Annotated in this window: 14 protein-coding genes; 4 read left to right on the top strand and 10 right to left on the bottom strand. The window is 54.3% G+C overall.

The annotated features are described in order from the left end of the window. Positions 1 to 112 precede the first annotated feature (112 nt). The 8 genes from FZ040_RS13500 to mreB form a co-directional block, all read right to left on the bottom strand. Positions 113 to 1588: a phosphodiester glycosidase family protein gene (locus FZ040_RS13500; protein ID WP_149172488.1), complete on the bottom strand. Its 1476-nt coding sequence runs from the start codon at positions 1586 to 1588 to the stop codon at positions 113 to 115. Positions 1589 to 1642: 54 nt separating this feature from the next. Beyond that, entirely contained in the window at positions 1643 to 2128 is a 486-nt protein-coding gene (locus FZ040_RS13495; RefSeq protein ID WP_149172487.1) for a rod-binding protein, read from the bottom strand. A 16-nt stretch (positions 2129 to 2144) separates the two neighbouring features. Then, positions 2145 to 3257 (bottom strand): flagellar basal body P-ring protein FlgI, encoded by a 1113-nt coding sequence (locus tag FZ040_RS13490; protein WP_149172486.1) that lies wholly within the window; start codon positions 3255 to 3257, stop codon positions 2145 to 2147. A 15-nt stretch (positions 3258 to 3272) separates the two neighbouring features. Beyond that, a complete protein-coding gene (locus FZ040_RS13485) occupies positions 3273 to 3881 on the bottom strand; it encodes a flagellar basal body L-ring protein FlgH (RefSeq protein WP_439653921.1) in 609 nt (202 codons plus the stop codon). 14 nt (positions 3882 to 3895) lie between these two features. Continuing rightward, positions 3896 to 4675 (bottom strand): flagellar basal body P-ring formation chaperone FlgA, encoded by a 780-nt coding sequence (flgA, locus tag FZ040_RS13480; RefSeq protein ID WP_149172485.1) that lies wholly within the window; start codon positions 4673 to 4675, stop codon positions 3896 to 3898. 5 nt (positions 4676 to 4680) lie between these two features. Then, entirely contained in the window at positions 4681 to 5472 is a 792-nt protein-coding gene (flgG, locus tag FZ040_RS13475) for a flagellar basal-body rod protein FlgG (protein WP_149172484.1), read from the bottom strand. A 125-nt stretch (positions 5473 to 5597) separates the two neighbouring features. Continuing rightward, positions 5598 to 6398, bottom strand: a complete 801-nt coding sequence (locus FZ040_RS13470; RefSeq protein ID WP_149172483.1) for a flagellar hook-basal body protein — start codon at positions 6396 to 6398, stop codon at positions 5598 to 5600. 123 nt (positions 6399 to 6521) lie between these two features. Further along, positions 6522 to 7544, bottom strand: coding sequence for a rod shape-determining protein (gene mreB, locus FZ040_RS13465; protein WP_149172482.1), 1023 nt, complete (start codon positions 7542 to 7544; stop codon positions 6522 to 6524). 332 nt (positions 7545 to 7876) lie between these two features. On the opposite strand from mreB, the gene FZ040_RS13460 reads away from it, so the two are divergent. Next, the gene (locus FZ040_RS13460) at positions 7877 to 8833 is read left to right on the top strand and encodes an L-lactate dehydrogenase (protein ID WP_149172481.1); all 957 of its coding nucleotides are present in this window, start codon (positions 7877 to 7879) and stop codon (positions 8831 to 8833) included. Positions 8834 to 8920: 87 nt separating this feature from the next. Here the strand turns inward: FZ040_RS13460 and FZ040_RS13455 are convergent, their stop codons facing one another. Then, the gene (locus FZ040_RS13455; protein ID WP_149172480.1) at positions 8921 to 10243 is read right to left on the bottom strand and encodes a sensor histidine kinase; all 1323 of its coding nucleotides are present in this window, start codon (positions 10241 to 10243) and stop codon (positions 8921 to 8923) included. 5 nt (positions 10244 to 10248) lie between these two features. Then, positions 10249 to 10974 (bottom strand): LytR/AlgR family response regulator transcription factor, encoded by a 726-nt coding sequence (locus FZ040_RS13450; RefSeq protein WP_187620358.1) that lies wholly within the window; start codon positions 10972 to 10974, stop codon positions 10249 to 10251. Between the two features lie 191 nt (positions 10975 to 11165). On the opposite strand from FZ040_RS13450, the gene FZ040_RS13445 reads away from it, so the two are divergent. The 3 genes from FZ040_RS13445 to FZ040_RS13435 are packed head-to-tail and all read left to right on the top strand — an operon-like array spanning position 11166 to position 15839. Further along, entirely contained in the window at positions 11166 to 12212 is a 1047-nt protein-coding gene (locus FZ040_RS13445) for an HD domain-containing phosphohydrolase (protein ID WP_149172478.1), read from the top strand. Beyond that, complete coding sequence (locus FZ040_RS13440; RefSeq protein WP_149172477.1) at positions 12209 to 13327, top strand: BMP family ABC transporter substrate-binding protein; 1119 nt, start codon at positions 12209 to 12211, stop codon at positions 13325 to 13327. The genes FZ040_RS13445 and FZ040_RS13440 overlap by 4 nt, the downstream gene beginning before the upstream one ends. Further along, on the top strand, positions 13320 to 15839 hold the full coding sequence (locus FZ040_RS13435; RefSeq protein WP_149172476.1) for a hybrid sensor histidine kinase/response regulator: 2520 nt from the start codon (positions 13320 to 13322) through the stop codon (positions 15837 to 15839). The genes FZ040_RS13440 and FZ040_RS13435 overlap by 8 nt, the downstream gene beginning before the upstream one ends. Positions 15840 to 15969 lie beyond the last annotated feature (130 nt).

The following is a 15969-nucleotide window of genomic DNA, read 5'->3' as shown; positions in this document are numbered from 1 at the left end:
GAAAACATCTCCCGTGGAGTGTTGGCACTGCCCCTAGCGGCGGCGAAGAGCTGCTTCGAATAAGGCTCCGCTAACCGATAAACTGTAATTTCATAGCCCCTTCTTTACGCTTTTATTTATGTTGAAGGATAAGCGCACTCCCCACATAGCGCTCACTGCCATCGGACGGCGAATTCTGTACCACACCACCGACGACCAGTTCGCTGGAACCACCGCCATCCAAATTGATGGCATCGCGGGCCCCCATCTTCACCAAAAGCTTCGCCCAATCCGTCAGCGTAAGCCCATGACTGCTGGCCTGACGGCCGTCGACAACACCAAAGAGGTAATTGCCATTCTTGAGCACGGCTACGGCACTGCGCGGAGCACGGCCATAGCGGATATCACCGGGGAACTCCTCCTCCCCGGCCGTCACATTGACCTGCCCATTGGCCACGAGCCGCGGGCCGGCTCCCATGATTTGTGCCGCCTGATTCCATTTAGTCCCCAAGTCCTCTTTGACAACAGCGCGGTCACCGACCTGCGCTCCTTCAAAGGCATCTGCTGCCGTTCCATGAACCGAAATGACATAGCCGTCCTTCGGGATGATGGAATTTCCCGTCTGGATATGCGTGATGCGGCCATTCTGCACCGTGTATTCCTTACCGTACTCATTTGTCCGTGTACGGCTGCCATACCACTTATTATAGACAATCAAATTGTTGGCTCCGCGCTCGGCATCAACACCGGACACTGGCTGCGTCACATCCCCCAGCGTCACCATGCCACTATAAGACAACTTGCCGAAAAACGGCGTTCCATCTGGCATAATGCCGATTGCCGAGCGGGTAAAATACGTGGTACCAGCCACCACGCCATCAACCTTTACAATGCCAATCATATCGCCATTACCGGCAAAATACGTGGCATTTACCGCCGCCACAGCATCGGTCATATCGGACATGCCGCTCGTGCGCTGAAGCCCCGGCACCTGTCCCTTGGCCAGCACCGGCTTTATCGTGTAGAGATCCTTATCTGCCTCCACAAAATACGCCGTCACCTTGCCCGCATCATCCCAATAAATATACTGCCGCTTGGCAATGCCCGGAGCAGCCATCTCCGTATAGAGCCCATCGAAACTCAGCGGCAGGATATTGCCGTTCCCGCCCGCTGCCGGTTTTGTCTTTCCCTGTCCGCTTGAAGGCGCTGGCTTCTTGGGCGCATTCTTGGGCAGGATATCCACATAGACTCTGGCCGGGTTGTCCAGTTTCCCCACTTTGTAGGTCAAGCCTTCCTTGAACCGCACCTTAACCAGCACATGGCCACTTGCCAGTGAATAATTCACCGATTCGATGCGGCGGCTGTGAAACGATTTCTTCGCGAGATTCCGCTCCGTCACATCATGGAAATCAAAGGTGATTTCACGGCCATCAGCCGACGGCTTCACCGTATAGTTAGGCATTGACGACAAATCAAAAACCACGCGGTCATGTTCATCGCCGCTGTGATAACGCACCGCCGTCAAATCTGCCGCCGAAGCCACTGCCACGGTTTGCAGCGAAAACGCCGCTGCCACCACTGCCGTTAAAATCTTTCGCTTTAGTTCCATAATGAGAAAACCTCCTAAAAAAGCCTTCCTCAAAGAGGAAGGCTTTGTCCATTGTTACTTGCGATGTACTTGCGCCGCAGCTTCCTGGGCTTTTAACATCCCCTGCTGACGTGCCTGCTCCTGCAGTTTTATCTGCGGGGACAGCTGACGGTACATCATATCCGCCAGCCCTACGCCGCCGGACTCGGCTACCGTCTTCATCAGTTCATTATCGCGCATATCCTTGAAAATATTCTGGGCATTCGATTCGCCAAACAGTGCATCTTTGGGAACAGTTGCCCGCATCTGCTTGTACATCATCGACAAAAACATGCCCTCAAAGCCCTTACAGGCATCCTTGAGTGCCTTGTCCTGTTTTGACGTCGCCGCCTCATTGACTACGTGATTCGCCGAGGCTGCACCAGCGGCCTTTTCCTTTAAGTCCTTGAGCATTGCCGCGAACTGGCTGGATTCTGCCGCCGTCTGGGCGGAATTATAGGTGGTATTCGGCGTAAGCGACTGATTCGTAAGCCCCATGGCCGATAAAGGAGCAATCTGCATATGCGTCCTTCCCTTCTTACATAATCTGCAATTCGGCATGCAAGGCACCAGATGCCTTGATGGCCTGCAGAATCGAAATCGTATCGCGCGGCGTTGCCCCAACCGCATTGAGGGCACCGACGATATCGCTGACATTAGCCGTAGCGGGCAGCACGATGGTGCTGGCCTTATCCTCTTTCACCTGTACGTCCGTATTGCGCGTGACAATCGTCGTACCATAGCTGAAGGGATCCGGCTGGTTGGCATTTTTATTCTTCTGTACCTTGATGGACAAACCGCCCTGCGTGATTGCGACCTCATCGACCGAAACATCACCGCCCATGACGATGGTGCCCGTGCGCTCGTTGACGACAATCTTAGCCGAATTATCCGGCATGACAGCCAGTTCCTCAATGTTGGCGATAAAGGCAACTACATTGTTGCGGTAGTAAGCCGGCACGCTGATATCGATGCGTCCGGGATTGGCCGCCTTGGCCACACTGCCGAACTGGGAATTGATTGCCTGCGCCACACGGGTTGCCGTCGTGAAGTCCGGCTGGGAAAGCGACAGGGAAATGTTGCCATCCGTCCCGATATCGGCCTCAACACTGCGCTCAACGATAGCGCCATTCGGCGTCGTGCCAACCGTCGGGAAGTTCTTCGTAGCCGTATTGCTGCCACGGCCAGCCATAAAGCCGCCCGTGGAAACAGCACCCTGCGCCACAGCATAGACATTGCCATTGCCAGCCCGCAGCGGCGTCTGCAGAAGCGTACCGCCCTGAATGCTCTTGGCATCACCAATCGACGATACCGTAACATCGATATTGTCGCCCTCGCGGACAAACGGCGGCAGCGTTGCCGTTACCACGACAGCCGCTACGTTTTTCGCTTTAAGCGTCGACTGGTTGATGGATACGCCGAAACTTTTGAGCATATTGACAATAGACTGAATCGTCTCTGTTGACTTATTGCCATCACCGGTGCCATCAAGGCCGACTACGAGGCCATAGCCCATGAGCTGGTTGGCGCGCACGCCCTGTACCTTGGAGATGTCCTTGATGCGCGTGACAGCACTGTCTGCCGAAGCTGTCCCTGGCATAAGGCCGATGGCAAAAACACCGGCCATAAGTAATGCGAGTATTTTCTTCATAATATCCTCCGCGCCTTAGAACAGGAAGTTAAAGACCTGCGTCAGGATGCCCTGGCGCTGTTTCGAGTTCAGCGGGCCCTTGCCATCAAATTTGACCGTAGCATCAGCGATTTTCGTCGACATAATCGTATTGTTCGCCGAAACATCATCCTGACGGCAAACACCGCGGAACGTAATCTTGTGTTCGTTGCGGTTCTGCCAGATAGACTGCGTGCCCTCGACCGTCATATTGCCATTCGGCTGCACATCGACGACCGTCACGGTTACATTGCCGCTCGTCGTATTCTTCGACGTTGCCGAACCGTTAGCCTTAAAGGAATCCGAACCGCTTGCCGAAGCAGCCTTCAAGAAATCAAAGATGCCGACACCAGCCGACAGGGAAACATTGCCGCTCTTGCTGTTCGAGCTGGCCTTCGTCGCCGACAGGCTCGTGGACTCACTGATTACAATAGTCAGGATATCCCCGACCTGACGGGCCTTACGGTCCGCAAATACATTATAGCTGGAACCATTATCTGACCAAAGCGACTGGGCCGAAGCTGCCGGCACAGCGAGTGCCGACACGGTAAAAGCCATTGCCAGAGCCGCTGATAATTTCTTGTAATGCTTGACTTTATTCCTCATTGGTACACCTGCTTTCAACTTATGATTTCAACCGTCTTCGCATCGATTACTCTGCCACGGAGCACTTTGCCCGAGCGCACATTGCGCACTCTTACCTCACCACCAACGCGGCCCCGCTGCATTGCCAGGCCATCGGTCTTTACCTCGACGCCATTAAAATTAGCAATAATCGTGAGCGGCGCTCCGACATTAAACACAACCGGATTTTGCAGCATAGCCGACTCCACTGCACTGCCCGCGCGGATAATCCTGGCAGGAACGCGCCCTGCCAAATCACCCATCTTGGTGAGATACCGTCCGTTTCCGCTCTCTACCCGGCGCTCTTCCAGCCGCACATCAGCAGGCTGTATCGGTTTTTCAAGCATCAAATCATGCTCAGCTACGAGGATTTTATCATAGACTGCCACCTCATAATAGCAGACCGTCCGCCGATAAAATTTGCCGTTGACAAAAACCCGGATATGAACCGGCACATTGCCACTGTACTTCACAGCCTGCGGCAATTCCACCTCACAGATAATCGGTCCCGGCGGCAATTCCACCTCACAGATAATCGGTCCCGGCGGCAGTTTCATAGGCTGCGGTGCGCGAATGAGCATGAGCTCATGGCGCCGTGTCTCCCCCATCTCGCGGAGCTGGGACTCCACCTTCTGTTGCGCCAGTTCTACGAACCGCTCAGACGAGATAGTCTGGGGATAAGCCGAAGCAGCCAAAGCCGTGGGAACAGCCGGTATAAAGAGACAGAAGAAGCCACTCCATAAAAAACACAGAATGGCTAAAGAAATCTTCTTCAATTCAATCAACGCTTGAGGCCATTGGCAATCTCCAGCATGGAGTCGGACGTGGTGACTGCCTTCGAGTTGGACTCGTATGCACGCTGGGAAATAATCATGTTGACCATTTCCTCAACGATCTGAACATTGCTCATTTCAAGCGTTCCCTGGGTAAGCGTACCTGCGCCCTCTTCGCCCGGGTTGCTCTCAATTGCCTCACCAGAGGCTTCCGAAACGATAAAGAGGTTCTTGCCGATAGCCGTAAGACCTGCCGGATTGACAAAACGTGCGAGCGTAATCTGACCGACATTCTGCTGTGCACCGCCAGCTGGCGTACAGGAAACCTGGCCATCGCCAGCGATGACGATGGAATCGCTCGGCGCATTCTGGTCGATGGTGATATCATCAGCCAGCGGATAACCATCAGTCGTTACCAGGCGGCGCTGCGAATCGAGTTTAAACGAACCGTCACGCGTATAGCCAATCGTGCCATCCGGCAGCGTGATGCGGAAAAAGCCTTCACCCTGGATACCGATATCCGTCGGGTTGTCCGTCGTCTGCAGGGAACCCTGCGTGAAAACGCGGTTCGTGGCAGCCACTCGGGTACCCAGACCAATCTGCATGCCCGTCGGATACTGCGAATCAGCACCGCTCTGAGCCCCGGCATCGCGAATCGTCTGATAAACGAGGTCCTGGAATTCCGCACGGACCTTCTTGCCACCGTATGTATTAACATTCGCGATGTTATTGGAGATAACATCCATATTCGTCTGCTGGCCCTTCATACCCGAAGCTGCGGACCAAAGTGCTCTCATCATAGTTAGGATTCCTCCCTCATTCCCAAATTAAATCGAAAGGTATAGCGGCATGTCTTCTCATCTACTTAATATTATCGGTGAAAACCGCCTTGTGCTTAAATTAAAAATCAATCAAACCGTATCCATCAGACACGGCCCACTTCATTGACCGATTTATCGAGCAGCGTATCCTGCGTCGTTACCGCCTTCGAACCGGCTTCGTAAATGCGGTAATTATTGATGAGATTTACCATCTCAGATACGACATTGGTATTGGAGTTTTCCAGCATTCCCTGGTAAATCTCCCCGGCAGCAGCCTGCGGCTGCGCGCCTTCCTGCGGATAGTAGAGACTGTCGCCCTGTTTGAGCACGGCCCGGCGGTCGCCGCCAAACTGCACGAACTGCAGCTGGGCAATCTGCTCGTTGCCAGCATAAATCTCGCCCTTGGCGCCAACCGTAATGCTCGTCGCATCGGCCGGAATCACAATCGGCTGATTCTGCGTATCCAAAACAGCCTGTCCATTCACAGTCTGAATCTGCCCCGTAGCCGACTTATAGAAATTACCGTCGCGGGTATAGCGAACTCCCTGCGGCGTCTGGACAGCAAAATATCCATCACCGGAAATCGCCAGATCCAGTGGATTGCCCGTAGTCTGGAAACCGCCCTGGCTGTGGTCCGTTGCGATTTCGTTGACATACGAACCCAGGCCAAGTGTGCCGACCGTCGGAGCACCGCTGCCGACGCTGAATCCCTTGAAGGAGGTAACATCGTTGTAGTCCTTGCCGTCATTGATGCGTTTTAACAGCATCGGGGCAAATTCAGCACTGATGGTCTCATCCCGTTTAAAACCAGTGGTATTGGCATTTGCCAGATTGTTGGCAATCGTATCAGTGCGCTTTGTTTCGGTAATCATACCTGCGCCTGCCGTATAAAGCCCACGCCACATTGCTCTTCACTCCCTTATAAAGCCCATCCTCCCCGGATGGTCCTCCATTTCCATATTAAACCTTACTTCTTTTATTCGCGAAATCAGGCGAAACTCCTTGTAGTTCCGCCTGATTCTCAAAAATTATTTTCCCGTTTTAAAATTCATAGCCTTGCCGTCAAACTTCGAGAACGTGTCCAAAGCCTTGCCGCAGCCAAGGGCAACACACGAAAGCGCATCCTCAGCCAACGCCGTCGGAATGAACGTCTCACGGCGGATGAGCTCATCGAGACCATAGAGCATAGCACCGCCACCCGTGAGCACGATGCCGCGGTCCATGATGTCTGCCGAAAGCTCTGGCGGCGTATCCTCGAGGACCTTCTTGACGCAATCGACGATACGCGTTACCGACTGGTGCATTGCCTCAGAGGCCTGACGCGTGTTGATTTCCACATTCTTCGGCAGGCCCGAGAGCAGGTCGCGGCCACGGATATCCATAACCTCATTGCGGGCATCCGCAAAAGCAGCACCGACGCGCATCTTGATATCCTCAGCCGTGCGCTCACCAATCATGATGTTGAACTCACGTTTTACATACGCGATGATATCCTCATCAAATTTATCGCCAGCGATACGCAGCGAAGCGCTGTTGACGATACCGCCCAGCGAGATAACGGCAATATCCGTCGTGCCGCCGCCGATATCAACGACCATCGAACCACACGGCTCGACGATGTCAAGACCAGCACCGAGAGCTGCGGCCAGCGGCTCCTCGATGAGCTGCGTATGACGGGCACCAGCCTGTTCTGCTGCTTCCTGCACGGCGCGCTGCTCGACCATCGTAACTCCCGACGGAATGCAAATCATGATGCGCGGACGGAATACGAAACTGCGGCCGACAACCTTCTCGATAAAGTGGCGCAGCATGCTCTCCGTGATATCGTAATCTGCGATAACGCCTTCGCGCAGCGGACGGATTGCCACGATGTTGCCCGGCGTGCGGCCAATCATCTGGCGCGCTTCCTCACCGATAGCCAGCACGCGGTTGGAATCGCGGTCAACAGCGACAACCGACGGCTCGCGCAGCACAATGCCCTTGCCTTTTACATAAACGAGTACATTTGCCGTACCCAGATCAATACCAATATCCATAGACATGCCAAACATGTTTTTGCCCCTTCCAATATAAGAATCAGGTTAACTGATATCTATTATATAAATTACACTGAAAACTCTATGGAACCATACCGGAAACGATATAGTTTCTCCAAAGACACATCTTATAATATATAATAAATAACAAGGAAATACAATATAACCTATAAATTTATTCATTTTCACGTTATTTGAGACAATTTATGATAATTTTATGAAAAATTTTGCTTTTATTTCTTTTTTCAACGCATTGACAACCCCTATACAGAATGATACCATTAGCTTGACTTAGGGATATTTTTCACATTAATATCTTTTATAAAAAAACAGGGGGTTTATACAACATGAACAACAGAAGAAAAATCGTCGTCATCGGTGCCAGCAACGTCGGCTCTGCCGTTGCTAACAAAATCGCTGACTTCCAGCTCGCAACGGAAGTCGCTCTGATTGACCTGAATGAGGACAAAGCTTGGGGCGAGGCTAAAGACTCCAGCCATGCTACTTCCTGCATCTACAGCACGAACATCAAGTTCCACCTCGGCGACTATGATGACTGCAAAGATGCTAACATCATCGTCATCACGGCTGGCCCGTCCATCCGCCCGGGTGAGACGCCGGACCGCCTGAAACTGGCTGGCACGAATGCTAAAATCATGCAGTCTGTTTTCGGCGAAATCGTAAAACGCACGAAGTCCGCTATGATCATCATGATCACGAACCCGCTCGACGTTGCTACTTATGTTGTATCCACCCAGTTCGATTATCCGCGCAACCTCATCCTCGGCACTGGTACGATGCTCGAGACGTATCGTTTCCGTCGTATCCTGGCTGACAAATACCAGGTTGATCCGAAGAACATCAACGGTTATGTTCTCGGTGAGCACGGCAACGCTGCATTCGTTGCTTGGTCCACGACGGGCTGCGCAGGCTTCCCGATTGATGACCTCGATGAGTACTTCCACAAGACGGACAGACTCAGCCACGAGGCTGTTGAGCAGGAGCTCGTTCAGGTTGCTTACGACGTTATCAACCGCAAAGGCTTCACCAACACGGGTATCGCTATGGCTGCTTGCCGCTTCATCAAAGCTGTTCTGTACGATGAGCACACGATTCTCCCGTGCTCCGCAGTTCTCGAAGGCGAGTATGGCCTCAAAGACGTCGCTCTTTCCATTCCGCGTATGGTTTGCGCTGACGGTATCATGCGTTCCTTCGAAGTACATCTTACGGATGACGAGCTCGAGAAAATGCACAAAGCTGCTCAGAGCGTTCGCAGCGCTCTCGATGGTGCTGGCATCAAATAATTGCCCGCGTCATACACATAACGCAAATACAAAAGGAGACTTCTTCGGAAGTCTCCTTTTTTTATACAAATTTATGAACCAAAGCAGTTAGTCCTCGCCATGCCAGTAAAGCATCACGGTAACCCAGCCATCCTGCTGGCGGAAATCACACTGTGCGGCATATTTGCGGATAAAAGCCCGCAGCGATATCATACCGGTTCCGTGGCCTGGCTGTTCACTGTACGGCAAGCCCTCCTGGTCAAAGAGCAGCGGCTCCTCAAAGCGGTTGGCCACCGACAGTACAAACTGCCCATCCGCATACTGGGCCGCTACTTTGACCGCCCGGTTCATTACGGGCTGCTTCAAACTCGCATGCAGTGCATTTTCGAGCAGATTCGACAGCAGGATTGCCACATCGGTATCCATCCCCGTCATCTCGCGCGGCAGGTTTATTTTCTGCTGCAGGGGAATCTCCAGATTGCCAAAGTGATACACGTAAATCGACAACGTCGCATTGATGAGGTCATTGGCACAAAACTCTTTTAGCGACGTATGTGCAAGCTCTTCTTCCTGTTTATCAAGCAGCTGCCGGGCCTCATCCAGCCGCCCGGCCTCAAGCAGTGTTCCGAGCAGGCGATTGTAGTGGCGCATATCATGGCGAAGGATGCGCAGCGCCTGCCTTTTCTCCTCGGTAAGGCGCGTGTACTCCCGCAGGGAGTAAAGCTGCTGTGCCAGCAGGTTGTTGCGGTTGACCTCCGCCGTATGCTCCGACATCTGATGCCCCGCCATGAGAACGAGCCGGAACATCAGAAAGAAAAAGATTGGCAGAGCCAGCCGCCCCACGCGCTCAGGAATGCTGTGATAAAGCTGTCCATCGAGCATCGGCAGTGCATAGGCGAACAATACCACGAGCGGCATCAGCGAAATATAGAGCCCGAGCGGCCGGTACTGGAAAAATTTCTGGGTGGGAATCAGGCGGCCAAACAAACGCCGCTCAAGCGGAATCAGCAGCACAAACAGCACGAGATAACAGCCAAGCAGCATCAGCATGTGCAGGATATAGCCGTAGTCAACAGGCAGCAGCATGCCGACAATAAAGCCGCTGATCGTATGGAGCAGCAGCGAAAACAGGCTGTGCATCCCGAGGACAAACAAATGCTGGACAAAACCGCGCGGAATGCAGTAATACGCAATCAGGAAAAACGGAATCCAGCCAAAGGCCACGAGCAGCTTGAACCGCAAGACATCCCCGTCATACCAGTTAAGAACTGCCGTGTAACCAATAACAGCCACCACGCCCCAGCCTGCCGCCAGCCACCGAAGCTTGCGGCGCTGGGCCGCCAAAACGGTTTTGGCAAAGGGCAGATAGCGGAGCCAGACCCCCGAAAGCTGCAAACAAACCAAAGCAAACGCCAATAAAGCGACCATCATCAGCCTCACTTTCTGAGCAGATACTCCATATAATCATGGGCAGTCTCGCGGTAAAGCCGCCTGCTTATCGGCAGCCGCTCCCCATTCTTCAGAACAAAACCATCGGCGAGCAATTCAGCCACCGCCGCCAGATTGACCAGCAGATGATTATAACATTCGGCAAAATCCGCCGTGCGCAGTACCGCGGCGGCCTCCGCATACGGAGTATCTACCGCCAGCTCCCTGCCCGTCAGCAAATGGACGACACAGCCACGGCGGCCGCCCACCCGGCGGCTCCCCTTGACATCGACATAAGCGATGCGCGCCCTTGGCACCTGCAGCTCGCGGCCATTTAACTGCACGACCAGTACGGCCGACAGTTCCGGCAGGCACTGCCGCAGAATTTCCACGAGCTGCGGCAATGCTTTTCCGGCAGGTTTGAGCAGATAGCCCGCCGGGAAAACCTGATATCCCTCCAACGCGTAATCCGCGCTGCTCGTCAGAAAAACAATTGGCACCTGTGCCCCCTGTTTCCGGATTGCCCGTGCCGTCTCGATACCATTTCTCCCCTGCATGCGGATATCGAGAAATACCAGCGCAAACGAATCCGGCCGGAAGCCTGCCAAAAAATCCTCCCCACTGGCAAAGAACTGCATCTCTGCCTGTTCCACCAGCTCAATTCCGCAGCTGCAGAGCGCCTGCTGCAGTTCTTCACGGGCCTTGGCCTCATCATCGACAATAGCAATTTTCACAACGATCCCCCACATAAATCAGAAAATTACCCGACGCCTTTGCTTTTTATTATACATGATTTTACGGGCGTGGCCAGCAGGAATTACCACTTTTGGCAAAAATCTGCCACCTTTGGCAATTGCATAGATTTTAATAATTCTTTTAGCTAAAATTAAGTTGGAAGTAATCATGTAAGTAAAAGGAGGCCTTTATGAACGTTCTGCCGGTCAAACGTCACCGCATATTGGCTGTCGATGACGATGCCATGAACCGGATGATGCTTGACGCCATTTTAAGCACCGACTATGACTTTACCGCCGCAGCCAGCGGCCCCGAAGCACTCTCCCTGCTGTCAGGCAAAACAGTCGACCTTATCCTGCTCGACATCAATATGCCAGAAATGAACGGCTTTGAAGTTCTCACTCACCTGCAGCAGGACCCGCAGACAAGCAAAATCCCGGTCATCATGCTCACAGGCGACCTCGACCAGGAAACCGAAGTCCGGGGCATCCAGGCCGGAGCCTTTGATTTCGTCCATAAACCATTTATCCCGACACTTATCCTGCGCCGCATCGAAAGGACGCTGGAACTTAAAGCCCTCCAGCATCACATGCAGCAGGAAATCGACCGGCAGACTGCCCTTGCCCAAGCCCAGCTGGCATCGACGCAGCGCCTGTTCCGCGAAATGATTGAAACACTGGCTGACACGATTGATGCCAAAGACACTTACACCCACGGACATTCCCACCGCGTAGCGGATTACGCGCAGGAAATTGCCCGCCGGGCAGGAAAATCGGCCGAATACCAGCGCGCGGTCTATTACATGGCCCAGCTGCACGACATCGGCAAAATCGGCATCCCCTCGAGTCTCATCAACAAAAAAGGAAAACTGACAGACGAAGAATACACCGCGATTCAGCAGCATACGGTAATCGGCGGTGATATTCTTGCGCATGTCGCCGAAATGCCCGAACTAGCCGAAGCCTCCCGCAGCCATCACGAACGCTACGACGGCACCGGCTACCCCGACAAGCTTGCGGGCACGGACATCCCCGAAAAAGTCCGCATCATCGCCGTGGCCGACGTCTACGATGCGATGACCTCCAAGCGAAGCTACCGCGGCGTCCTGCCACAGGAAGTTGTCCAGCAGGAACTGGAAAAAGCCCGTGGCACACAGCTTGACCCGGACTTTGACGATATCATGCTACAAATGATTGACGAAGATAAAGCCTACCAGCTTCAGGAGGGGAAACCATGAAGGAAAACCAGCAGCGAAGTTTATCCCAATGGGGAAACATGCTCATCATCAGTTTCATTCTGATTGTGCTGGCATGTGCCTGCTGGATTTTTTCCAGCAGTACCTTCGACCAGCCGCAGCCAAAAGCCGGCATTGTGCTTTTAGGCGGCACGGACGAAGAAGGCTGGAACGCCCCGCAGTACCGCGGCATCCGCAAGGCCTGCACCAACATGCACATCGAGCTTTTGACCAAAGAGCGCATCATAGGCGAAGGTGCCTGCACCAAAGCCGTCCAGGAGCTTGCCCGTGATGGCGCCGGCATGATTTTCCTGGCCAGCTATTCCTACTCAGAAGAAGCGCAGAAATTCGTACACGAATATCCGCAGATAGCCTTCGGCACCAACTCAGCCGAATGCCATGCCCGCAATATGACTTCGTATTTCATCCGCATGTATCAGGGAAGGTATCTGGCGGGAGCACTTGCCGGGATGCGCACCAAGAGCAACGTCATCGGCTATGTCGCCGCTATGAAGAACTCCGAAGTCAACCGCGGCATCAACGCTTTCGCCCTCGGCGCACGGCAGACCAATCCAAACGCACGCGTTGTCGTCATGTGGACCGGCAGCTGGCAGAATGAGGAAAAAGAAGCCAGCGAAGCCCGCCGCCTGATACAGGAGGCCGGGGCTGACATCCTGACCTATCATCAGGACGAACCAGCCGCAGCCGATGTCGCCGAAGAACTCGGCATCGACTACATCGGCTATTACGAAGATTTGGGCCAGCATCCCTGGCGCTCAGACCATGCCCTCACCTCCGTGGTCTGCAACTGGGACCGCTACTACGAGGATATCATCCGCCGCTATCTGAAAGGTGAGCTCAACTACGTCGACAAGCAATGGGTGGGCATGGAAGCCGGCTTTGTCGAGTTGTGCCCCTTCTCCGCCGCTGTCACCGACACGGAGAAAAACAGACTTGAAGAGCTAAAATACGCCATGCTAAACGGCCATTTCGTCTTTGCTGGCGAAATCTACGACCAGCAGGGGAACCTGCGCTGCCGTGCGGATGAATCCATCCGCGATGACCGTCTGCTCCAACACATGGACTGGCTGGTAAAGGGGGTAGACGTCCTTGAATAACCGCAAAAAAATGCTTTTGACCATCGTGATGATGGTGCTGCTGCTCGTCCTGTCGGGCATCTTCATCCAGCAGAAAATCGTCATCATGCTGAACAATGCCGCCGAACACTCGGTAGCCAGACAGACCGAAGACATTTCCCTGCTGGCCGGTGAGCGGTTCCACCGCTACCTCACGCCGCTTCAGACCGCCGCCGTGCACCTTGGCACTCACGAAGAAGACAAGCAGGACGTCCTGCGCATGTTATCCCTGCAAACGCCGGAAGGACAGGCCGGCCTTATCGACTTCCAGCGCCACACGCTGGGCCGCCCCGTATCGATCGACTCCTTCCCGCGCCTGCAAATGGCATTCCACGGCAACACGGTCATCGACTACAACCCCGATATCGGTATCCTGCTCGCAACACCAGTCGTCTACGGCGACAACGTCCGCTATGTCCTCTACCAAATCTATCCGGTAGAGTCCCTGCCGCACCTGTTTGCGCTCTCGGACTACGACGCCTTTACCCACGTCATCATCCAATACCGCGACGGCAGTCTGGCCGTTCCTTACGAAAACTACACCACCGAAGATGCACGGTTCTGGGGCGATGATGCCATCCAGTCCGGTATGCGCGAAGTCCATCGGCGGCTCCTGCGCAGCAAAGCTGCCGCCGTCTACACCGAAGGTGCTGAGGGCAAATATTTCGTCTTTGGTGCCGACCTGCCACAAACCGACTTTTCGATGATTGGCTACATGCCCTGGTCAGCAGTTGCCGGGCAAATCATCAGTGTCTACCAGCGCGTATTTTTCCTCTTCACACTGATGCTCGTGCTGTTCGCCTGCCTGAGCATCTACCTGCTGATGGCGCAGACCCGCGTAGCCGAGAACGAAGAACTGCGCAAAGCCCGTGCCGCAGCCGATGCCGCCAATCAGGCCAAGAGCCAGTTCCTCGCCAATATGAGCCACGAAATCCGCACGCCACTAAATGCCATCAGCGGCATGAATGAAATGATTCTGCGGCAGTCGCCCTCGGGAGAAATCCGCCGTTACGCCCAGAACATCCAATCCGCCTCCAGCGCGCTGTTGAGTCTTATCAACGAAATCCTCGACTTCTCGAAAATCGAATCCGGGCATATGGAAATCGTACCGGCCGATTATCAGCTGACCAAGACCCTGCGTGACGTCTGTCTCTTAGTCGGCGTACGCGCCAAGGCCAAAGACCTGCAATTTAAGATTCACGTCGACCCCTATCTGCCCAATGGGCTTTATGGCGACGCCGGCCGCCTGCGCCAAATCCTCATCAACCTGCTGAACAACGCCATCAAATACACCCCGGAAGGTTCCGTTACGCTTGATATCAGCGGCCATCGCCACGAAAGCACCCTCTACCTGCGGGCCGCCGTAACCGACACCGGCATCGGCATCCGCGAGGAGGACAAGAACCGGTTATTCCATGTCTTTGAACGCCTCGATATCAAGCGCAACTGCAAGATTGAGGGCACTGGCCTGGGCCTTGCCATCACGCACCGCCTGCTGACCATGATGGGCGGGACCATAAAGGTCACCAGCACCTATGGCGAGGGCAGCACCTTCACGATTGAACTGCCCCAGACCGTCCATTCCTTTGACCCGGTCGGCGCCTTCAGCCTGACGGCACCAACAGAACCGGACGACGAAGGGGTCCATCAGGCCAGCTTCATTGCCCCCAAAGCCAAAGTGCTGATTGTCGACGACAACGAAATGAACTGCTTTGTCGCCGACAGCCTGCTAAAGGAAACCCAGGTGCAGACCACCATCGCCCACAGCGGCACCGAGGCCTTGGCAGCCCTGCAAAGAGAGCACTTCGAAGTCGTACTGCTCGACTACATGATGCCGGGCATGAACGGCGTCGAAACCCTGCACAAAGCCAAAGAGCTTCCAGACATCGGCGTCACCCGCTTCATTGCCCTGACCGCCACAGCCCTCTCCGGCTCGCGGGAAAAATTCCTGCACGAAGGCTTTGACAACTATCTGAGCAAGCCAATGACCGGCGATGACCTGACGGCCATGCTGCATCGTTATCTGCCGCCCGCCCTGCTGGAAGAGCCGCAGGCACCATTGCCTGCCCCAGCAGCAAAAACCGCTAAAACCAGTGAGGGTCCATCCACATCCACCGCGGATGACCAGCCGCTGATCGACCGGCAGGTCGGACTCAAATACTGCAACAACATGCAGGCTCTGTACGACAAGGTGCTGGCCATGTTTTGCCAGCAGTCCGCCGCCAAAATCGCCCAGCTCGACCACAACCTGTCCACGGCGAACTGGCAGGACTACCGCATCAACATCCACGCACTGAAATCCGCGGCCCTGACCATTGGCTGCCGCACCCTCAACGAAAAAGCCAAGGCCCAGGAACAAGCCGCCAAAGACTACCTGGCTGACGACGCCACGCCCAGCCAGCAAAAACAAGCGGTGACCTACCTCAAACAACATCACGCCGACATCATAACCCTCTACCAAGAAGCCGCCGAACTAGCCAGCGGCCATACCTAAAAAATCGCACCACAAAGGGCCGTAAAATTACAGTTTGTAGGGGAGTATTCCCCAGTTCGTGTTCGAGGTAAATCGCCGGCGGCGGGGCCCCATTACCAACGCTCCACCGGTGACAACCCGCTACAAGAAA

The organism is Pseudoselenomonas ruminis (assembly GCF_008271295.1).
In the GTDB taxonomy this organism is placed as follows: Bacteria; Bacillota; Negativicutes; order Selenomonadales; family Selenomonadaceae; genus Selenomonas_A; species Selenomonas_A ruminis.
The sequence above is the reverse complement of the archived record's forward strand: the minus strand, read 5'-3'. Positions and strand labels throughout refer to the sequence as shown.